Source organism: Cupriavidus sp. P-10, from assembly GCF_003402535.2.
In the GTDB taxonomy this organism is placed as follows: domain Bacteria; phylum Pseudomonadota; class Gammaproteobacteria; order Burkholderiales; family Burkholderiaceae; genus Cupriavidus.
The window spans coordinates 2,166,511-2,186,494 of the sequence record NZ_AP025170.1 but is presented as its reverse complement, the minus strand read 5'-3'; the positions used below and the strand labels follow the sequence as shown (position 1 = coordinate 2,186,494).

Sequence of the window (19,984 nt, the reverse complement as noted above, 5' to 3'; positions counted from 1 at the left end):
TTCATGGAAACGCTTTACCTGCTTGTGCCGATGAGCCTGGTGCTGGTCGTCGTGATTGCGGCCGCGCTGTGGTGGGCGCTGCATGCGGGACAGTACAACGACCTTGACCGGCCCGCGGAATCGATCCTGCTGGACAACGACAAGCCTTGATGCACGCATGTCCTGGCACGCCGTGGGCTTCGGACCGGCGCCGCGCCACGAGGTTCATTGCCGGTCCTCAGCGACTTGATAAAGATCAACGCACCGAAGCTGGGGTTTTTCTAAAGTCACAACGTCAGTAGGTTTTTTCTCTTCTCTAAGCTTTGGGGGTCTGAATGGATGTCACTGCCGCGTCTTCACGCGTCGACACCTTCAATTACGGCGTCGTAAGACAGTTCGCTGTCATGACGGTAGTCTGGGGGATCGTCGGCATGGCCGTCGGCGTGCTGCTGGCAGCACAGCTGATCTGGCCTGAACTTAACTTCAACACGCCCTGGCTGTCGTTCGGCCGCCTGCGGCCGCTGCATACCAATGCGGTGATCTTCGCCTTCGGCGGCAGCGCGCTGTTCGCGACCTCGTACTACGTGGTCCAGCGGACCTGCCAGGCTCGCCTGTTCTGCGGCCCGCTGGCTGCGTTCACGTTCTGGGGCTGGCAACTGGTCATCGTCGCCGCGGCCATCACGCTGCCGCTGGGCATCACCTCGTCGAAGGAATACGCCGAGCTCGAGTGGCCGATCGACCTGTTGATCACCGCGGTCTGGGTGGCCTACGCGGTCGTGTTCTTCGGCACCATCGTCAAGCGCAAGACGCGGCATATCTACGTCGCCAACTGGTTCTTCGGTGCCTACATCCTGACCATCGCGCTGCTGCACATCGTCAACAATATCGAGATGCCGGTGTCGCTGTGGAAGTCCTACTCGGCCTATGCCGGCGTGCAGGATGCGATGATCCAGTGGTGGTACGGCCATAACGCGGTGGGCTTCTTCCTGACCACCAGCTTCCTGGGGATGATGTACTACTTCATTCCCAAGCAGGCCGAGCGTCCGATCTATTCCTACCGCCTGTCCATCGTTCACTTCTGGGCGCTCAACTTCACCTACATGTGGGCCGGCCCGCACCATCTGCAGTACACCGCGCTGCCGGACTGGGCGCAGTCGCTCGGCATGGTGTTCTCGCTGATCCTGCTGGCGCCTTCGTGGGGTGGGATGATCAACGGCATCATGACCCTGTCGGGCGCCTGGCACAAGCTGCGCACGGATCCGATCCTGAAGTTCCTGGTGGTGGCGCTGTCGTTCTACGGCATGGCCACGTTCGAAGGCTCGATGATGTCGATCAAGACCGTCAACGCGCTGTCGCACTACACCGACTGGACCATTGGCCATGTGCACTCCGGCGCGCTGGGTTGGGTCGCGATGATCTCCATCGGTTCCCTCTATTACCTGATCCCGCGACTGTTCGGCGAGAAGCAGATGTACAGCGTGCGCCTGATCGAATGGCACTTCTGGATCGCGACCATCGGCGTGGTGCTGTATATCGCCTCGATGTGGATCGCCGGCGTGATGGAAGGTCTGATGTGGCGCGCCACGCAACCCGACGGCACGCTGACCTATGCCTTCGTCGAGGCGGTCAAGGCCAAGTATCCGTTCTACCTGATCCGTCTGCTGGGTGGCATCTGCTTCCTGTCCGGCATGCTGCTGATGGCCTACAACGTCGCCAAGACCATCGTCGGCAAGCGTGCCGTGGATGCGCCGATCCCGGCCAGCATCCCTGCCTCCGCACACTGATCATTCCAGGATAGAAAGATGTCGGAAAAACAAAGATTCTTTTCCCACGAAACGCTGGAGAAGAACATCGGCTGGCTGATCATCTGCACGATCCTCGTGGTCAGCATCGCGGGTCTGGTGCAGATCGTGCCGCTGTTCTTCCAGCACTCCACCACCAAGCCGGATCCGGGTATCACGCCGTATTCGCCGCTGCGGCTGATGGGCCGCGATGTCTACATCCGTGAAGGCTGCGTCGGCTGCCACTCGCAGCAGGTGCGTACGCTGCAGGCCGAAACCGAGCGCTACGGCCACTTCTCGACCGCGGGCGAGTCGGTCTACGACCACCCGTTCCTGTGGGGCTCGAAGCGTACCGGCCCCGACCTGGCGCGCGTCGGCGGCCGCTATTCGGACGACTGGCAGCGTATCCACTTGCGCAATCCGCGCGACGTGGTGCCCGAGTCGGTGATGCCTTCCTACCCGTGGCTGGAGAAGGCTGCATTGCCGACCAACGATATCCAGGCTCGCATGCGGGCACTGGTAAGGCTTGGGGTGCCATACACCGACGCCGATATCGCCAAGGCGCCGGACGAACTCAAGGGCAAGACCGAGGAAGATGCGCTGGTGGCTTATCTCCAGGCGCTGGGCACCAACCGCCGCAACGTGCGCGTGGACACTGCTGCAACGGCTACGCCGGCGGCACCCGCCGCGGAAGCGGCCGCACCGGCCAAGGAGTAAGCCATGGCAGCCATGATCACCGCAATTGCGACCGTCGTGTCGATGGTCGTCTTCCTCGGGATTTGCTGGTGGGCCTGGTCGGCCGGCCGGCGGAACGCCAACCGGGAATCCGCCATGCTGCCGTTCGCGCTGCCTGACGAAACCACGACAACATCGAGCCGGAACACCTAGCCATGAGCGATTTCTTTTCCGATTACTGGAGTTACTACATTGCCGCGATCGCGCTCGTGGGCATCGTCTGGTGTGTCTGGCTGCTGTTCTCGCAACGCAAGATCACCAAGACCGCCAACGCTGGCGGCGACACCGGCCACGTTTGGGACGGCGACCTGCGCGAACTGAATAACCCGCTGCCGCGATGGTGGATGTGGATGTTCCTGCTGACCTGCATCTTCGGGCTGGTCTACCTGGTGTTGTATCCGGGCCTGGGTTCCTACGCCGGCGTGCTGAAGTTCTCGACGCAAGACGAACTGGCGGCGCACCGTGCCGCGCAGGAGAAGATGCAGAACGAGATCTACGCCAAGTACCTGAAGATGGACGTCAAGCAGGTGGCGGGCGATCCGCAGGCGCGCGAGATCGGCCAGCGTCTTTTCCTTAACTACTGCGCGCAATGTCATGGTTCGGATGCGCGCGGCAGCCGCGGGTTCCCCAACCTGACCGACGGTGACTGGCTGTATGGCGGCGAACCCGAAACCATCCAGCAGACAATTTCCAAGGGCCGGAATGGTGTGATGCCGCCGTTCGCATCCACCATCGACGGCAAGCTGGCAGGCGACGTGGCACAGTATGTCCGCGCGCTGTCGGGACTTTCATCGGACCCCATCCGCGCCTCGCGTGGCGAGAGCACCTTCAAGTCGACGTGCGCGGCTTGCCACGGTGCCGGCGGCAAGGGCAACCAGGCACTGGGCGCGCCGAACCTCTCCGACAACGTGTGGCTGTATGGCAGTTCGGAAGGCAGCATCGTCGACGCGATCCTGAAGGGGCACAACAACCATATGCCGGCACATGAAGAGATCCTGACGCCAGAGCGGATCCGCATGCTGACGGCTTATGTCTGGGGCCTGTCCAATACCGGCGGGGGTGCCGGCCAATGACAGGCGACTCATCTGCGCGGGCGCGGGCCGCCCGCAGGAGAAACCATCCATGAACGCACCCGGGACCGAAGAAGTGGCCCGGGCGGCCGACCCCCAGCGGTCGGCCGCTGCGCCTGCCGAGACCTCGGATGAAACACTGTACGAGGTCCGCCGCAAGATCTATCCGCGCTCGGTCACGGGCGCATTCTCCAGTTGGCGTGTCTGGCTGGTCCTCTTCACCCAGCTGATTTACTACGGCACGCCCTGGCTCCAGTGGAACGGACGCCAGGCCGTGCTGTTCGACCTTGGCGAACGCAAGTTCTATATCTTCGGGCTGGTGCTGTGGCCGCAGGATGTCATCTACCTCGCCGTGCTGCTGGTCATTTCGGCGCTGGCGCTGTTCTTGTTCACGGCAATTGCCGGGCGGCTGTTTTGCGGCTATGCCTGTCCACAGACGGTCTATACCGAGATATTCATGTGGATCGAGCGGCGGATCGAGGGCGACCGGATCGCGCGCATCCGCCTGGATGGCGATCCCTGGAGCCTGCGCAAGCTGCGCCTCAAGGCCACCAAGCACTTCCTGTGGGTACTGATCGCCCTGTGGACTGGGTTCACCTTCATCGGCTACTTCGCGCCGATTCGTGAACTTGGCGGCGAGCTGGCGAGTTTGTCGCTGGGCCCGTGGCAGACGTTCTGGATGCTGTTCTACGCGTTTGCCACCTGGGGCAACGCGGGCTTCATGCGCGAGCAGGTATGCAAGTACATGTGCCCGTACGCGCGTTTCCAGAGCGTGATGGTCGACCGCGACACCTATGTCGTTACCTACGACATCGGCCGGGGCGAGCCGCGTGGCAGCCGTTCGCGCAAGACCGATCATCGCCAGGCGGGCCTGGGCGATTGCGTCAACTGCAGCATTTGCGTCCAGGTGTGCCCGACCGGCATCGACATCCGCGACGGCCTGCAGTATGAATGCATCGGCTGCGGTGCCTGCATCGACGCCTGCGACCAGGTCATGGACAAGATGTCCTATCCGCGCGGCCTGATCCGGTACACGTCGGAAAATGCCATGCGCAAGGCGCTGTCGGCGGCAGCGTCGCGCAAGCGCTTGATGCGCCCGCGTGTCATCATCTATTCGGTGGTGTGGGTTGCGCTGCTTGCGGGCTTCGTCGCTTCGATCGCGCTGCGCACGCCGCTGAAGGTGGACATCATCCGCGACCGCGGCGCGTTGGGCCGGGAAGTCGAGGGCCGCTGGATCGAGAACGTCTATCGCCTGCAGCTGATCAACACGACTGAAGGGCCGATGCACATCAGCGTGCGAGCCGACAGCGACGAGTTGAAAAACCTGACGGTCGAATACGACAAGCAGGCCGAGTCGCTGGCGCCGACGTCGAACCGGCTGTTGCCGATCCGCATACGCGTGCCGATCGAATACGCCGCGCAAGGCACGCACAAGATCCGCGTGACGGTGACCAGCGAAGCAACTGAGCGGGGCAGCGCCGAGATCCGGCAAACCACCAGCTTTATCGTGCCGCGCGACCTGTGACGCCAGGCGCTCGGTGCAGAACTTAAGGGGGCATGATGAATCAGCAAGGCAATCCGTGGTGGAAGGAGCCGTGGCCGTGGCTGTTGATGAGCGGCCCGCTGGTCGCGATGGTGGCGTGCGGCGTCACCATCTGGCTTGCGTCGTCGCATCCTGACATGCCGGTGCAGGGCGCGGCGCGTCATGGACTGGTGGTCGAGAAGGCGGAGGCAGTGCGGCCTCAGCCGAGCGCAGCGAGGCAGCCATGAGGTTGCGCTGGCTGATGTGGGTCTTGTGGCCGGGGTTCCTGATGGCGGGCTTCGCCACCGCGACGGTGTTCTCGGTCGTGGATCCCGGTGACCTGAAGTTCTTCGGGCATCCGATCGAGGCGTCGCGCGAATCGATCTATACGATGAGCTTCCTGCTGGCGTGGATATTCTGCGCGCTGTCCAGCGGCCTGACGCTGTACACGATGCCGACGCGGCTTAGCGATACCGACGAGCTGGAGTGAAGGGCGATGCTTGCGCCGCCCTGTGCGGCGCAAGCGCAATGCGGTGTGGTGTGGCGTGGGGAAGGGTCAGCAGCTACGGCTGTAGAGCTGCTTGATGCCGGCGAGATCCACCAGCTTCACGTGGCGCTGGCGAATCTGGATCAGGCCGGCTTCAGCGAAGCGCGAGAACAGGCGGCTGACGGTTTCCAGTTTCAGGCCCAGGTAGCTGCCGATTTCCTCGCGGCTCATGCGCATCACGAATTCGGTCGACGAGTACCCGCGTGCCGAAAGGCGCTCCGACAGGTTGATCAGGAACGCGGCCAGGCGCTCTTCGGCGCGCATCGAGCCGAGTGTCACCAGCATCAGCTGGTCGTGCGTGATTTCCTTGCCCATCAGCCGCAGGAACTGGTGCTGCAGCGAAGGCAGGTCTGCGGACAGGGTCTGGAGGTCACCAAGGCGGACTACGCAGACTTCGGTATCTTCCAGCGCGGTCGCGTCAGAGGCATGCTGCATTTCCCCCAGGCCGTCGAGTCCGACGATCTCGCCTGGCAGATGGAAACCGGTAATCTGTGAACGGCCGTCTTCGGTCGTGACGTGCGTCTTGAGCGTGCCGAAGCGAACGGCATAAACCGCGGTGAGGGGATCGCCCATGCGATACAAGGTCTCACCCTTATGGACCCGGATGCGTTCCTGCACCAGCGTGTCCATCTTGGTAAGGTCTTGCTGGGACATGCCAACCGGAAGGCACAGTTGCCCCATCGCGCATGTGGAGCAACGGGGCGACATTTCGGTGATTGGAATGGAGGTAAGCAATTGGAACCTGCAAGATTGGATGCGAGGGCGCGATCAGGACATTTTACCGTGCGATGTGATGCGGCAGGGAGCCAGATTTGACATTTGGTGTGCTAATTAGCGTTTTTATGCTGGCATTGCTGGGCGGCGTGCACTGTGCAGCAATGTGTGGCGGCATCGCGCTGGCAGTCGAACAACCACGTGGCAGCGTTGCGGCCATGACCTTCGTGCGCAGCCGTGCTGCCTGGGTCGGCGAGTTGCTGGCAATGCACCTGGGCAGGATTTCGACCTACATGATGCTAGGCGCGCTGCTGGGCGCGATCGGCGCCGGCGCGTGGAAGCAGGATTACCTGCCGTTGCAGCGCTGGCTGTTCGGTGCCGGCAGCGCCATGCTGCTGTGGTCGGGCTGGCGCCTGCTGCGCGGCAATGCCTTTACCGTGGCATGGCTGGAGCGGCTGGCGGCGCGGGCTGGCAGTGGCGTGGCGCGGCAGTTGGGCCGGCTAGGCGGCAACATGCCCGCGTTCGTGCGTGCGCATGGGGGCCTTGCCAGGCGCTACGGGGTTGGACTGGCCTGGGGGCTGGTGCCGTGCGGCATGGTCTATGGTGCGCTGACGCTTGCGCTGCTCGCCGGCAATGCCGGTTCCGGCGCACTGGTGATGGGCGTGTTCGGCGTCGGCACGCTGCCCAACCTGCTGGTGCTGTCGGGGCTGTCCGGCTACCTGCGCAGCCTGTCGCGGCGGCGCGCGGTGCGGGTGGGCGCGGGCGTGGCGGTCATGGCGTTCGGGGCCCTTGGCCTGGCGCGCGCGGTGTTGCTGCCACATTCGCTGGCAGAGCAGGGTTTCTGCCTGGTCTTTTGAGGCGCATGGGGCGCGCGGCGCAGCGAATGATGGTTGCGGGCAAGGGCGGGAATGCCATACAATCGCCAACATTGCGGTATCGCGCGGTGTTTTGTAAGCAACGGCGAGCAGCGCCAAGCGGCCTTCCTACCAGAAGGCACGCCCACGGCGGCGGGAAGCGTTGGTGGTTCGATGCCCGGCCCGGCCCGCGGTCCATCCGGTTCAAAAGATCAAAGCCCGGCTGGCACTGCGGTGTTGGAGATGCCGGCCTTGCTCCCGATACCCGTTTTTCTTGCGTCCGAGGCGTTCAGTTCGCCGACAGCAGCGTCCGGTTTTCGGATGTGCCACGCAAGAGGTTCGCTGACCGGCCCATGGCGGCATGCGAACGATCTCCTGCCGGAGTGACCCGGCAACTCGATGCAAAGAATGGAAGTGCACGGCTTGGATGCAGCAGGTATCCGGGTGAGCTGCGCAATGAGATGGCGATGGCATTGGCGTCGCTGTATCCAAAATCTCCGGTGCCCCGGATCCGTCCGGGAGCAGGTGCAAAGACAGGCTGCACACCATCAACATGAATACCCAAGAGGCGAAGATCGTCCTCGAGACGGCGCTGATCTGCGCGCAGGAACCTTTGCGCGTCAATGATCTGCGACGGCTGTTCGCCGACGATGTCGGCGCGGACACCGTCCGCGTGCTGCTGGAGGAGTTGCGCCAGGACTGGCGCCCGCGCGGCGTGGAGCTAGTGTCGCTGGCCAGCGGCTGGCGCTTCCAGAGCCGCCCCGAAATGCGCGAATACCTCGACCGCCTGAATCCTGAAAAGCCGCCGAAATATTCGCGCGCCGTGATGGAGACGCTGGCGATCATCGCTTATCGCCAGCCGGTGACGCGCGGCGATATCGAGGAAATCCGCGGCGTGACGGTTAGTACGGAAGTCATTAAGAAGCTGGAAGACCGTAGCTGGATCGAGGTGATCGGCCACCGCGACGTGCCGGGCCGGCCGGCCCTGTATGCCACCACCAAGGCCTTCCTGGACGACCTCGGGCTGCGCACGCTGGACGAGTTGCCGCCGCTTGAAGATGCCCAGGCGCAGGCGCAGGCAACGCTGCTGGATCAGCAGGCCATCGATTTCGAGGCGCTGGCGGCAGGCAAGCACGGTAGCGCCGATGAAGAGGCGTTTGCCGAGCCGGCGGGGGGCGAAGCATCCGCCGCCGGCGAGCCCGAAGTCACGGACGCCGGCCAGGCATCCACAAACGGCGAAATCGCCAACGGATTCGACCTGCAGCCGCACCAGCATGGGGCTGAGGAAATGGGCGCCGAAGGCGAACCGAACGAACCTGCCGACCCGGCCGAATCCGATCCGGACGGGGCGCGGGGAGAGCTGTTGGAAGACAGCGCCCCGCCGCACCCGAGCGAGCACGACGAGCGCGTGCCGAACTGAACAACATGCAACATCCGATAGTGAATACCTTGTCTGATTCCGTTGAGCAAGACGCCCGCAACGCGGGCGCACCCGCCGATTCCGGCGCCGCAGAACCCGGATCGGGCAGCGAAGCCGCGCCCCGCCGCAAGGGGCTGCGCCGCGGGCTGAGGAACCTGGTGGCGTCCCGCCGCCAGGCGGCGCAAGACCGCGATGCCGGTCGCGCCGAAGGCGCCGAGGTCGGTACGCCCGGCGAGGCCGCGGAAGCGACCGCCGCGCCGGCGGCGGCCGGCGGGCGCGGTGCCCAGCGTGGCCGCGGCAAGCGCAAGCCGGCGCAGGGCGATGGCGGCCAGCCGGTGCAGGCTCCGGTGGACAAGGCGCACAAGGCTGAGCGGGCTGAACGGGCTGAAAGGACCGAGAAGGCCGAAAGAGCCGAGAAGGCAGACAAGGGTGAACAGGCGGGCCGCAAGCGTAAGCCCAGCCCGCGTGGCGTCAAGCCTGCCGCGCCGGTCGAGGGGCAGGGCGCTGCCGGCCGCCAGCCGCAGGGCCGCCGCAAGGATGGTGCCAGGCCGCAAGGCCAGCGCAAGGGCCAGGGCGGCGGCGCCGACAAGGCCGCGTCCAGCAGCGAGGACCTGTTCCGCTTCGTGATTTCCGAGCAGTACGACAACGAAGACACGGTCATCCCGCGCACCAAGGCCAAGCCGGTGCGCGAACTGTCGGCCGAGGACGATGCGCCCAAGCTGCACAAGGTGCTGGCTGAAGGCGGCCTGGGCTCGCGCCGCGAAATGGAAGAACTGATCCTGCAGGGTCGGGTCTCGGTCAACGGCCTGCCGGCGCATATCGGCCAGCGCATCCTGCCGGCCGACCAGGTGCGGGTCAACGGCAAGCTGATCCACCGCAAGGTGTCGACCAAGCCGCCGCGCGTGCTGCTGTACCACAAGCCGGCCGGTGAAATCGTCAGCCAGTCGGACCCCGAAGGCCGTCCGACCGTATTCGACAGCCTGCCGCGCATCAAGTCCGGCAAGTGGGTGGCCGTCGGCCGGCTGGACTTCAATACCGAAGGCCTGCTGATCTTCACCACTTCGGGCGATATCGCCAACCGCTTCATGCATCCGCGCTACGGCGTCGAGCGTGAATACGCCGTGCGCACGCTCGGCGAACTGGCCGAAGCCGACCGCCAGCGCCTGCTGCACGGCATCAAGCTGGACGACGGCGAGGCCAACTTCCTGCGCATTGCCGATGGCGGCGGCGAGGGTGTCAACCAGTGGTACCACGTGGCGCTGACCGAAGGCCGCAACCGCGAAGTGCGGCGCATGTTCGAGGCGGTCGGCCTGACCGTGTCGCGCCTGATCCGCACGCGCTACGGCCAGTTCCTGCTGCCGCGCGGCCTTAAGCGTGGCCGCTGGCAGGAAGTCGAGCCCAATGACGTCAAGGCGCTGATGACTGCGGTCGGCCTGAAGGTACCGGGCAAGGCCGAGCAGTCGGGCAAGGGCGCGACCAAGGTCGGCGGACGCAAGCAGCGAACCGAAGCCGCGATTGCCGGCATGCCGATGCACACCGGGATGGATGGCCTGCCGCGCTACGAACAGGGCGGCGCCCGTGGCGGCAGCCGGGGCGGCCAGCCGGACCCGATGAAGACGTCGATGGGCTATATCAGCCACGGCCCCACGCTGCTGACCTCGCATGCGGCCAATCTCGGCGGCGGCCGCGGCCCCGGCACGCGCCAGGCGCGCGGGGGCGGTGGCACCGGCCTCGGCGGACAGGGCAAGCCGCCACGTCGTGGCGGTGGCGAAGCAAACGGAAATGTCATGCCGAAGGCCGCGAAGCCGGGCGGAAACCGCACCCAGCGCGGCGGCGGCGGCGGCGGCGGCGCCGGTGGTGGTGGTGGCAACCGCGGTGGGAACCGTGGGGGCAATCGCGGCGGCAACCGCTGAGTGTCAGATGCTGCGCATGGCGGGTGGAAGGCCCGCCGGCGCGGCAAGTAATCTGCGAGTATGTCTGGCTTTTGCCTTTTCGACATAATCCGCGTATAATTCAAGTCTATTCAAAAAGCCATCCTCGCCGAGGGTGGGCGAATGATGGGCATTGCGCCCATTTTTTTTTGGTTCGCCCGATTTCGGTCCTGCGCCCTGGCGCGGGCGGATGGCGGACAGGCAGCACTGCAGCAGGGTCGTCCCGGACGGCAGCGGCGGGTTTGCCTGCCACGGTGTTGATGGCCATTACTCGGGATAACAGTGCATCTGGCAGATTTGATCGAAACCACCCTTAACGGCATGGGATATGAGCTGGTTGAGCTCGAGCGTGCCCCGGCCGGATTGCTGCGTGTCTATATCGATCAGCCTGAAACCGGCATTGCCATCGAGGATTGTGAAAAGGTGAGCCGCCAGCTCACCCACGTGTTTACGGTCGAGAACGTCGACTATGAACGCCTCGAGGTCTCGTCGCCCGGACTGGACCGGCCGCTGAAGAAGCTGGCCGACTATGTCCGCTTTACCGGCGCCGAGGCGCGCGTGACGCTGCGCCTGCCGGTCAACGGGCAAAAGAACTTCACGGGCATCCTGCGCGAACCGACCGGCGAGACGGGCGCGGAGAAGGTCGGCCTGGAGTTCGAGGGCAAGGATGGCCCGGCACTGCTGGAATTTGCCGTATCCGATGTCGACAAGGCACGCCTGGTGCCGGTATTCGACTTCAAAGGAAATCAAAGAAAAGGGAACAAGCAATGAGCCGCGAAGTTCTGTTGCTCGTCGATGCGCTTGCGCGTGAGAAGAACGTCGACAAGGATGTGGTATTCGGTGCCCTGGAGGCGGCGCTCGCCTCGGCCACCAAGAAGCGTTTCGAAGAAGACGTGGATATCCGGGTCGCGATCGATCGCGAGTCGGGCGAGCATGAAACCTTCCGCCGCTGGCTGGTCGTTCCCGACGAGCAGGGTCTGCAGGAGCCGGACAAGCAGATCCTGCTGTTCGAGGCCCGCGATGAGAACCCCAGCATCGAACTGGACGACTATATCGAGCAGCAGATCGAGTCGGTGGAATTCGGCCGTATCGGCGCGCAGGCCGCCAAGCAGGTGATCCTGCAGCGCATCCGCGACGCCGAGCGCGAGCAGATCCTGAACGACTACCTGGATCGCGGCGAGAAAATCATGACCGGCACGGTCAAGCGCGCCGACAAGAAGGGCCTGATCGTGGAATCCGGCCGCGTGGAAGCGCTGCTGACCCGCGACCAGATCATTCCGAAGGAAAACCTGCGCACCGGCGACCGCGTGCGTGCTTATATCCTGAACGTGGACCGCGCCGCGCGCGGCCCGCAGATCGAGCTGTCGCGCACCGCCCCTGAGTTCCTGATCAAGCTCTTCGAAAACGAAGTGCCGGAAATGGAGCAGGGCCTGCTGGAAATCAAGGCCGCCGCGCGTGATCCGGGCGTGCGTGCCAAGATCGCGGTGGTGGCGCACGACAAGCGCATCGACCCGATCGGCACCTGTGTGGGCGTGCGCGGTACGCGCGTGACCGCGGTGCGCAACGAGATCGGCGGCGAGGCCGTGGACATTGTGCTGTGGTCGGAAGACCCGGCGCAGTTCGTCATCGGCGCGCTGGCACCGGCACAGGTGCAGTCGATCGTGGTTGATGAAGAGAAGCACTGCATGGATGTGGTGGTCGACGAGGAAAATCTCGCCGTCGCCATCGGCCGCAGTGGTCAGAACGTACGCCTGGCGTCCGAACTGACCGGCTGGCAGATCAACATCATGACGCAGGAAGAATCGGCGCAGAAGCAAGCCGAAGAGAGTGGTGTCGTGCGCAAGCTGTTCATGTCCAAGCTGGACGTGGATGAGGAAGTGGCAGACATCCTGATCGAGGAAGGCTTCTCCACGCTGGAAGAAGTGGCCTATGTCCCCATCAGTGAAATGATGGAGATCGAGGCCTTTGACGAAGACACCGTCAACGAGCTGCGCAACCGCGCGCGTGATGCGCTCCTGACGATGGAACTGGCCCGGGAAGAAAAGGTGGAAGAGGTATCGCAGGATCTGCGCGCCCTCGACGGCCTGAACCCGGAACTGATCGGCAAGCTGGCCGAAGGTGATATCCACACGCGTGACGACCTGGCCGAACTGGCCGTGGACGAGCTGGTCGAGATGACCGGCGTCAGCGAGGAAGAAGCCAAGGCGCTGATCATGAAAGCACGGGAACATTGGTTCAACTGAGGGACACGGGGCCGGGCCGGCCAACACCAGCCCGGGCGCGCTTTCCGCATACGATTTGTCCCGACGAAGACACCAAGCATTGAAAGGGTTTGAATGGCAAGCACAACAGTTGCCCAACTGGCCGCAGAACTGAGTCGCAGCGCAGCTGCCCTGCTGGAACAATTGCAGGCGGCTGGGGTGGGCAAAGCTGCGCCAGAAGACATCATCACGGAATCGGATAAGACCAGGCTGCTGGACTATCTGAAGCGTTCGCACGGCCAGGCCGACGACAGCTCCCGGAAGAAGATCACGCTGACGAAGCGTGAAACCTCCGAGATCCGCCAGTCGGATGGCGCCGGCAAGACCCGCACGGTCCAGGTGGAAGTGCGTAAGAAGCGCGTGCTGATCAAGCGCGACGAGGCCCACCCCGAGGCGCACGCTGATACAGCCGAGGCCCAGGCCCCGGTCGTCGACGCTGCCGAGCAGGCACGCCGCGAAGAGGAAGAACGCCGCCAGGCCGAACAGCTGGCGCGCCAGGAAGCCGAAGCCAAGGCCGCCCGCGAGGCTGCCGAGCGCGAGGAAGCCGAGCGCCGCGCCCGCCAGGAAGCACTGGAAGCGGAACAGCGCCGCCAGGCCGAACTCGCCGCCAAGAAGGCGGAGGAAGAGGCTGCCGCGTCGCGTGCCGTGACCGAGGCCGCGGAAGACTCCTCGCGCAAGAAGGCCGAGGACGAGAAGGCCCGTGTGACCGCCGAGCGCGCCGAGGCGCAGAAGGCCGCCGACGAGGCCAAGGCTGCCGCCGACAAGGCCCGTGCCGAGCAAGAGATTGCCGCGCGCAAGCGCCGCGAGGCTGCCGAAGCCGAAGCCCGCGCCATCCAGCAGATGCTGAATGCGCCGGCACGCGTGCTGAAGGCGCCGTCCGAGCGCAAGGCTGAGGAAAAGAAGGCCGAGCAGACCGGTACGCTGCACAAGCCGGTCAAGCCGGCTTCCGCGACCGCGACCGAAGCCAAGACTGGCGACAAGAAGCCCGCCACCACGACCACGACCACTACCACCACCGCCGACAAGAAGGGCAAGGTGGGTAAGCCTGGTACGTGGCAGGACGAAGGCAGCCGCAAGAAGGGCAGCGGCCTGAAGACGCGCGGCGATTCGTCGGGCGGCACGGGCGGCTGGCGCGGTGGCCCGCGTGGCCGCGGCGGCAGGCAGCAGCAGCACGACGACAGCCGTAGCAACTTCCAGGCGCCGACCGAACCGGTGGTGCGTGAAGTGCACGTGCCGGAAACCGTCTCCGTGGCCGATCTCGCCCACAAGATGGCAGTGAAGGCATCCGAGGTCATCAAGCAGATGATGAAGCTCGGCCAGATGGTGACCATCAACCAGGTGCTGGACCAGGAAACCGCCATGATCGTGGTGGAAGAAATGGGCCACAAGGCGTTCGCCGCCAAGCTGGATGATCCGGAAGCGCTGCTGGTGGTGGGCGGTGAAGAACACACCGACGCCGAACAGCTGCCGCGTCCGCCGGTGGTGACCGTGATGGGTCACGTCGACCACGGCAAGACCTCGCTGCTGGACTACATCCGCCGCACCAAGGTTGCCGCGGGCGAAGCCGGCGGCATTACGCAGCACATCGGTGCCTACCACGTGGAAACCGACCGTGGCGTGATCACCTTCCTGGACACCCCGGGTCACGAGGCCTTTACGGCCATGCGTGCCCGCGGTGCCAAGGCGACCGACATCGTGATCCTGGTGGTCGCGGCCGACGACGGCGTGATGCCGCAGACCAAGGAAGCGATTGCGCATGCCAAGGCTGCCGGCGTGCCCATCGTGGTGGCGATCAACAAGATCGACAAGCCCGAAGCCAATCCGGACCGCGTCAAGCAGGAACTGGTGGCCGAGCAGGTGGTGCCGGAAGAGTACGGCGGCGATTCGCCGTTCGTGCCGGTGTCGGCCAAGGCCGGCACGGGCATCGAAGAGCTGCTCGAGCAGGTTTCGCTGCAGGCGGAAATCCTGGAACTGAAGGCGCCGGTCGACGCCCCGGCCAAGGGCCTGGTGGTGGAAGCCCAGCTGGACAAGGGCAAGGGCCCGATCGCTACCATCCTGGTCAGCAGCGGCACGCTCAAGCGTGGCGACGTGGTCCTGGCTGGCAGCGCCTACGGCCGCGTTCGTGCCATGCTGGACGAGAACGGCAAGGCGACCAAGGAAGCCGGCCCGTCGATCCCGGTGGAAATCCAGGGTCTGTCGGAAGTGCCTGCCGCCGGTGAAGAAGTGCTGGTGCTGCCGGACGAGCGCAAGGCGCGCGAAATCGCGCTGTTCCGCCAGGGCAAGTTCCGCGATGTGAAGCTGGCCAAGCAACAGGCCGCCAAGCTGGAGAACATGCTCGAGCAGATGGCCGAAGGCGAAGTCCAGACGTTGCCGCTGATCGTCAAGGCGGATGTGCAGGGTTCGCAGGAAGCGCTGGTGCAGTCGCTGCAGAAGCTGTCGACCGCGGAAGTGCGCGTGCAGATCGTGCACGGCGGCGTGGGTGGCATCTCCGAGTCCGACGTCAACCTGGCGACGGCATCGAAGGCGGTCATCATCGGCTTCAACGTTCGTGCCGACGCTGGTGCGCGCAAGCTCGCCGAGCACAACGGCATCGATATCCGCTACTACAACATCATTTACGATGCGGTAGACGAGATCAAGGCGGCGATGTCGGGCATGCTGGCGCCGGAGAAGCGCGAGACCACGATCGGCCAGGTCGAGGTGCGCCAGGTGTTCCGCGTGCCGAAGATCGGCGCGGTGGCCGGCTGTATGGTTACCGACGGCATGGTCAAGCGCAATTCGCTGGTGCGCGTGCTGCGCAACAACGTGGTCATCCACGATGGCGAGCTGGATTCACTGAAGCGCTTCAAGGACGACGTCAAGGAAGTGAAGCAAGGCTTCGAGTGCGGTCTGTCGATCAAGAACTTCAACGATGTTCAGGAAGGCGACCAACTCGAGGTGTACGAAATCACCGAGGTGGCGCGTACGCTGTAAGGCGTCGCAAGCAACGGCAGGCTTCGGCCTGCCGTTGTCATCTCAGCAGAACAGTATTGAATGGCCAAGAAAGGCAATATCTCCTCCCGCAATCTCCGCATCTCCGACCAGATCCAGAAGGACCTGGCCGAGATGATCCAGCGCGAACTGCGCGACCCGCGCCTCGGCCTGGTCACGCTGCAGTCGGTCACGCTGACGCCGGACTACGCCCATGCCAAGGTGCACTTCACCGTGCTGGGTGCCGAGCCGGCGACGGCCGAAGCCATCCTCAACGAGAAGGCTGGCTTCCTGCATTCGCTGCTGTACAAGCGCCTGCACATCCATACCGTGCCGACGCTGCGCTTCCTGCACGATACCTCGGTCGAACACGCGATCGAGATGTCCAAGCTGATCAACGAAGCGAACGCCACGCGTTCGAAAGACGACTGAGCCGGCGCCCGTGCCGCCAGGCATGGGCAACGCGGTCCTCAGGGCCGCACGCCGCGCCGCATCAGCGTCGCTCCTGTTTTCTCCGATGACCGATTCCAACGCCGCTCGCCCGCCGCGCCTGCCGCGCCGCGACGTCCATGGTGTGCTGTTGCTCGACAAGCCGCTGGGCCTGTCGTCCAACGATGCGCTGGTGCGCGCCAAGCGCCTGCTGCGCGCCACCAAGGCCGGCCACACCGGCACGCTCGACCCGCTCGCCACCGGCTTGCTGCCGCTGTGCTTTGGCGAGGCCACCAAGTTCTCGCAGGACCTGCTGGAAGCGGACAAGACCTATGACGCCGTGGTGCGGCTGGGTGCGCGCTCCAGTACCGGCGACGCGGAGGGCGAGTTGCTCGATATCCGTGAAGTGACCTGCGACCGCGCCGCGGTGGAGCAGGCGCTGGCGCGCTTTGCCGGCGAGATCGAACAGGTGCCGCCGATGCATTCGGCGCTGAAGAAGGATGGCCGCCCGCTGTACGAGTATGCGCGCGCCGGGCAGACGGTCGAGCGCGCCGCGCGCCGCGTCACCATCCATGCGATCGAACTGATTGATTGTGCTCTGCCCGAATCGCCTGCTTTCACCATGCGCGTGACCTGCAGCAAGGGCACCTACATCCGCACGCTGGCCGAGGATATCGGCGAGGCACTGGGTTGCGGCGCGCACCTGACCGGGCTGCGCCGCATTGCCGTGGGCGACCTGACGCTGGACGGTGCCGTGACGCTCGGGCAGATCGAGCAACAGGACGATGCCGCGCGGCCGGGCATGCTGGCGCCGGTCGACGCGTTGCTGCAGAAGTGCCCGCCCGTGACCCTCGACGAGGCCGCAGCCGGGCGCTTCCTGCAGGGACAGCGCATTGCACACCGGGACCTGCCGGGCGGTACCGAGGTGGCGGAAGGCGTGCTGGCACGCGTCTATGCCGGCGAGCCCGTACGCCTGCTCGGCGTCGCGCGCATGCGCGAGGGGGCGTTGCGCCCGGAGCGGCTGGTCAAGCTGTAAGCGCGCCCCGCGCCGGCAGCCGGATCAGTCGAGCGTGATCTTCGCCGCCTTGATCACGTCGGCCCACATCTTGCGGTCCTGCGCCAGGAAGCTGGCGAAATGCTCAGGCGTGTCGCCGACCGGCTCGGAGCCGAATTCCGCCATCTTCTTCTTCACTTCCGGATTCGCCAGCGCCTTCACCAGTGCCTGGTTGTAACGGGCCACAATTGGCTTGGGCAGGTCCTTCGGGCCGAAAATGCCTTGCCAGGTCGGCATATTGAAGTCCTTCAGGCCGCTCTCGGCCAGCGTCGGCACCTCAGGCAACAGCGGCGAGCGCTTGCTGCTCGTGACGGCGATGGCGCGCACCTTGCCGGACTTGACCAGCGATGCCGCGGTGGTGATGTTGTCGACGGTCATGGCGATGTGGCCACCCATCAGGTCGGTGATTACCTGCGTGGCACCCTTGTACGGCGCGTGGACCATGTCGACGCCGAGGCGATGCAGCATGGTCTCGGCGATCAGGTGGTTGGAGGTGCCAACCCCGGCCGTGCCATAGGTGACCTGCGGCGTCTTCTTGACGTACGCGGCGAAGTCGGCCATCGACTTGACCGGCAAGGCCGGGTTGATGATCACCACATTAGGCTGCGTCGCCAGCATGGCGATGGGCGTGAAATCGTCCGCCTTGTAGGGCGTGCCCTTCGCGTTGAGCACATGCGTCACCGCCATCGCACCGGCCGCGCCCATGCCGATGGTGTAGCCATCAGCCGGCGCCTTGGCCAGCTTGTCGGCGGCGATATTGCCGCCCGCGCCGGGGACGTTTTCCACCACCACCGGCACGCCGAGGCTTTCCGACAACGGACCTTGCACCAGCCGCGCCAGCAGGTCGGCGGAGCCGCCGGGCGCGAAGCCCACCAGCAACCGCACCGGTTTCGACGGTTTCCACTCCTGCGCATGCGCGCCGGTGGCGGCTACAGCGCCCAGGCCCATGCACACCATGCCGCGCACCAGCGGCCCCATCCACTTCGCCACCTTTTCCATCGTTACTTCCACTCCGCAGTGTCACGGGCAATCTGTCAGCGGGCTTGCCCTTACCCGAAAGAATCATCACAGGCCAAATTCGTTGCGGCCTGCCAATACCTGGCCGAGCAGCCTGGCCACCATCCGGTTGGAGAGCAGCACCGGCGCACGGGCATGGCGCGCGACTTCCGCCCGCATGGCTTCGGTGTAGCCCATGCAGTGCATCACCACCAGGTCGCAGCCGCGCAGGGCTTCGCCGGCCTGCGCGAAGCGGCCGGTGCCCGTGTCGGTATAGGGCGACGCATGCGTGACGCGCAGTTCGCAGGACACGGGCTCGATCAGATGGAAACTGCCGACCTGGCCTTCGAGCGGAAGCACGATGCCAAGCCGCTTGCATCCCTGTGCGAGCGCGACGGTCAGGTGGTCCACCACCTGCTGCGGCTCGATCACCAGCGTGCGCATCGGCGGCAGCGCGGTGCCCGTGCACAGCGGTACCAGCGCGTCGAAGCGGCCATCGTCCAGCGAGGCCATCAGCCGTGCGAGCATGGCCTCGGCCACCGGCTTGCCCATCACCGCCTGCGAGCCGTCGCGCAGTCGGCTGGCGAAGCGGTATTCGTCGCGTGCAGGCGCGAGTGCGGCGATCTGGTCCGCGTCGAGGTCGTCGAGGATGCCGAATTCTTCGGCCGCCACCGGCAATCCCAGGTCGGCCAGCATCTGCGGGACCACGTCGGTGCGTGGCGCCTGGCCGATGGTGACGAAGGCCACGCGCGGCAGGCGTTCGGCCATGTCAGTCATGCCGTTACCCCTACGGTCTGCAGGTGCGCCAGCGAGCCGTAGCGCCGCTGCAGCTCGGCCCACTCGTCAACGTCATGGAAAGGGCACTGGCCCTGGCCGAACAGCTTTGCCACCTCGATGCAGAAGCGCGTGGCCACGTCCAGGTCATGGGCGTTGGTCACGCCGGTCGCGCATCCCGGCACCGTGGTCTGCGAGGTCAGCGCGACACCGACTACCGGTGCATCGGTGACGATGGCCGGCTGCATGATCGAGTTGACGTGCCACAGCCCGTTCTCGTAGGGCGTGATGTCTTGCGTGGTTAGCGGCAGCACCACCGGCAACTCGCCGCTGACCCAGCCGATCAGGTCCAGCATGCGTTCGGGCAGGCGCAGCAGCCAGCCTTCCCTGGCGACCGGCGTCAGCGCCACGCCGCGCCGGTTGACGAAGCGGTTGCCGCGCGTGGTGTCGACCGACAGGATCGCCGCCATCTGCGGGTGCACCTCATGCGACATCATCGTGCGCATGGCGAAGGGCGACTTCATCATCGGCACCGGCTGATGCGGCCGCGTGGCGGCATGCGGGCAGATGTGGGTGTGGATGCGGACCGGGCCGGCGAGCACGTCGCCGCCGGCGGCCATGTCGGCCAGCTTGAGTGCGGTGGCGACCGCGACGATGGCACCGTCGGCATCGGACACCAGGCCGGTGACGGCCGGCCGCGCGCCCACGCCGCCGAGGCGGCCGACCACGCCCAGCGCGGGCGCATCGGGGTTGCGGCCGGGCAGGGTGCAGGCGAGGAAGTCGGTGTAGAGGCCGTTTTCTTCCACGCGCGTCACTGTGACGTCGCTGATGCCGCGTGCGCGCAGCAAAGTGGCAACGGCTTCGCCGTCGACATTGGCCGCGGACAGCAGCTCGATCGATTCAATCACCTGCTTGATGGACATCTTGCTTGCTTCCTGTGGTGCGAT

General features: G+C 65.3%; 20 protein-coding genes. 16 read left to right on the top strand and 4 right to left on the bottom strand.

Annotated features, from left to right (window positions below; genetic code table 11):
• Positions 1 to 3: 3 nt before the first annotated feature.
• The 8 genes from ccoS (at position 4) to CTP10_RS10050 (ending at position 5,577) form a co-directional block, all read left to right on the top strand.
• Positions 4 to 150, top strand: coding sequence for a cbb3-type cytochrome oxidase assembly protein CcoS (gene ccoS, locus CTP10_RS10085; RefSeq protein WP_116320429.1), 147 nt, complete (start codon positions 4 to 6; stop codon positions 148 to 150).
• Between the two features lie 164 nt (positions 151 to 314).
• Positions 315 to 1,763 (top strand): cytochrome-c oxidase, cbb3-type subunit I, encoded by a 1,449-nt coding sequence (ccoN, locus tag CTP10_RS10080; RefSeq protein WP_116320430.1) that lies wholly within the window; start codon positions 315 to 317, stop codon positions 1,761 to 1,763.
• A gap of 18 nt (positions 1,764 to 1,781) precedes the next feature.
• Positions 1,782 to 2,477, top strand: coding sequence for a cytochrome-c oxidase, cbb3-type subunit II (gene ccoO, locus CTP10_RS10075; protein WP_116320431.1), 696 nt, complete (start codon positions 1,782 to 1,784; stop codon positions 2,475 to 2,477).
• A gap of 3 nt (positions 2,478 to 2,480) precedes the next feature.
• The gene (locus CTP10_RS10070) at positions 2,481 to 2,648 is read left to right on the top strand and encodes a cbb3-type cytochrome oxidase subunit 3 (protein ID WP_116320432.1); all 168 of its coding nucleotides are present in this window, start codon (positions 2,481 to 2,483) and stop codon (positions 2,646 to 2,648) included.
• 2 nt (positions 2,649 to 2,650) lie between these two features.
• On the top strand, positions 2,651 to 3,568 hold the full coding sequence (ccoP, locus tag CTP10_RS10065; RefSeq protein WP_116320433.1) for a cytochrome-c oxidase, cbb3-type subunit III: 918 nt from the start codon (positions 2,651 to 2,653) through the stop codon (positions 3,566 to 3,568).
• A 49-nt stretch (positions 3,569 to 3,617) separates the two neighbouring features.
• The gene (gene ccoG, locus CTP10_RS10060) at positions 3,618 to 5,090 is read left to right on the top strand and encodes a cytochrome c oxidase accessory protein CcoG (RefSeq protein WP_116320434.1); all 1,473 of its coding nucleotides are present in this window, start codon (positions 3,618 to 3,620) and stop codon (positions 5,088 to 5,090) included.
• A gap of 35 nt (positions 5,091 to 5,125) precedes the next feature.
• Positions 5,126 to 5,335 (top strand): FixH family protein, encoded by a 210-nt coding sequence (locus CTP10_RS10055; RefSeq protein WP_116320547.1) that lies wholly within the window; start codon positions 5,126 to 5,128, stop codon positions 5,333 to 5,335.
• Complete coding sequence (locus tag CTP10_RS10050) at positions 5,332 to 5,577, top strand: hypothetical protein (RefSeq protein WP_029046193.1); 246 nt, start codon at positions 5,332 to 5,334, stop codon at positions 5,575 to 5,577. The genes CTP10_RS10055 and CTP10_RS10050 overlap by 4 nt, the downstream gene beginning before the upstream one ends.
• 66 nt (positions 5,578 to 5,643) lie before the next feature.
• Here CTP10_RS10050 and fnr read toward each other — a convergent pair whose 3' ends face one another.
• On the bottom strand, positions 5,644 to 6,369 hold the full coding sequence (gene fnr / locus CTP10_RS10045) for a fumarate/nitrate reduction transcriptional regulator Fnr (RefSeq protein WP_116320435.1): 726 nt from the start codon (positions 6,367 to 6,369) through the stop codon (positions 5,644 to 5,646).
• Positions 6,370 to 6,446: 77 nt separating this feature from the next.
• On the opposite strand from fnr, the gene CTP10_RS10040 reads away from it, so the two are divergent.
• From CTP10_RS10040 to truB, 8 genes are all read left to right on the top strand, one after another.
• Complete coding sequence (locus CTP10_RS10040) at positions 6,447 to 7,205, top strand: urease accessory protein UreH domain-containing protein (protein ID WP_116320436.1); 759 nt, start codon at positions 6,447 to 6,449, stop codon at positions 7,203 to 7,205.
• A 550-nt stretch (positions 7,206 to 7,755) separates the two neighbouring features.
• Complete coding sequence (gene scpB / locus CTP10_RS10035; RefSeq protein WP_116320437.1) at positions 7,756 to 8,622, top strand: SMC-Scp complex subunit ScpB; 867 nt, start codon at positions 7,756 to 7,758, stop codon at positions 8,620 to 8,622.
• A gap of 5 nt (positions 8,623 to 8,627) precedes the next feature.
• Positions 8,628 to 10,535 (top strand): 23S rRNA pseudouridine(2605) synthase RluB, encoded by a 1,908-nt coding sequence (gene rluB / locus CTP10_RS10030; RefSeq protein ID WP_116320438.1) that lies wholly within the window; start codon positions 8,628 to 8,630, stop codon positions 10,533 to 10,535.
• Between the two features lie 300 nt (positions 10,536 to 10,835).
• Positions 10,836 to 11,324 carry a ribosome maturation factor RimP gene (gene rimP / locus CTP10_RS10025; RefSeq protein WP_116320439.1) on the top strand — a complete coding sequence of 163 codons (489 nt, stop codon included), beginning with the start codon at positions 10,836 to 10,838 and terminating at the stop codon, positions 11,322 to 11,324.
• Positions 11,321 to 12,796 carry a transcription termination factor NusA gene (gene nusA / locus CTP10_RS10020; protein ID WP_116320440.1) on the top strand — a complete coding sequence of 492 codons (1,476 nt, stop codon included), beginning with the start codon at positions 11,321 to 11,323 and terminating at the stop codon, positions 12,794 to 12,796. Before rimP ends, nusA begins: the two co-directional genes overlap by 4 nt.
• Before the next feature lie 93 nt (positions 12,797 to 12,889).
• Positions 12,890 to 15,787: a translation initiation factor IF-2 gene (gene infB, locus CTP10_RS10015; protein WP_116320441.1), complete on the top strand. Its 2,898-nt coding sequence runs from the start codon at positions 12,890 to 12,892 to the stop codon at positions 15,785 to 15,787.
• 60 nt (positions 15,788 to 15,847) lie between these two features.
• Positions 15,848 to 16,216 carry a 30S ribosome-binding factor RbfA gene (rbfA, locus tag CTP10_RS10010; protein ID WP_029046201.1) on the top strand — a complete coding sequence of 123 codons (369 nt, stop codon included), beginning with the start codon at positions 15,848 to 15,850 and terminating at the stop codon, positions 16,214 to 16,216.
• Between the two features lie 85 nt (positions 16,217 to 16,301).
• Entirely contained in the window at positions 16,302 to 17,249 is a 948-nt protein-coding gene (gene truB / locus CTP10_RS10005) for a tRNA pseudouridine(55) synthase TruB (RefSeq protein WP_116320548.1), read from the top strand.
• Between the two features lie 24 nt (positions 17,250 to 17,273).
• On the opposite strand, the gene CTP10_RS10000 is transcribed toward truB, so the two are convergent.
• The 3 genes from CTP10_RS10000 to CTP10_RS09990 all read right to left on the bottom strand — a co-directional run bounded on the left by CTP10_RS10000 (position 17,274) and on the right by CTP10_RS09990 (position 19,960).
• Positions 17,274 to 18,266: a Bug family tripartite tricarboxylate transporter substrate binding protein gene (locus CTP10_RS10000; RefSeq protein ID WP_116320442.1), complete on the bottom strand. Its 993-nt coding sequence runs from the start codon at positions 18,264 to 18,266 to the stop codon at positions 17,274 to 17,276.
• Positions 18,267 to 18,332: 66 nt separating this feature from the next.
• A complete protein-coding gene (locus CTP10_RS09995) occupies positions 18,333 to 19,040 on the bottom strand; it encodes an AroM family protein (protein ID WP_116320443.1) in 708 nt (235 codons plus the stop codon).
• On the bottom strand, positions 19,037 to 19,960 hold the full coding sequence (locus CTP10_RS09990) for a DUF1177 domain-containing protein (RefSeq protein ID WP_116320444.1): 924 nt from the start codon (positions 19,958 to 19,960) through the stop codon (positions 19,037 to 19,039). Before CTP10_RS09990 ends, CTP10_RS09995 begins: the two co-directional genes overlap by 4 nt.
• Positions 19,961 to 19,984: the final 24 nt, after the last annotated feature.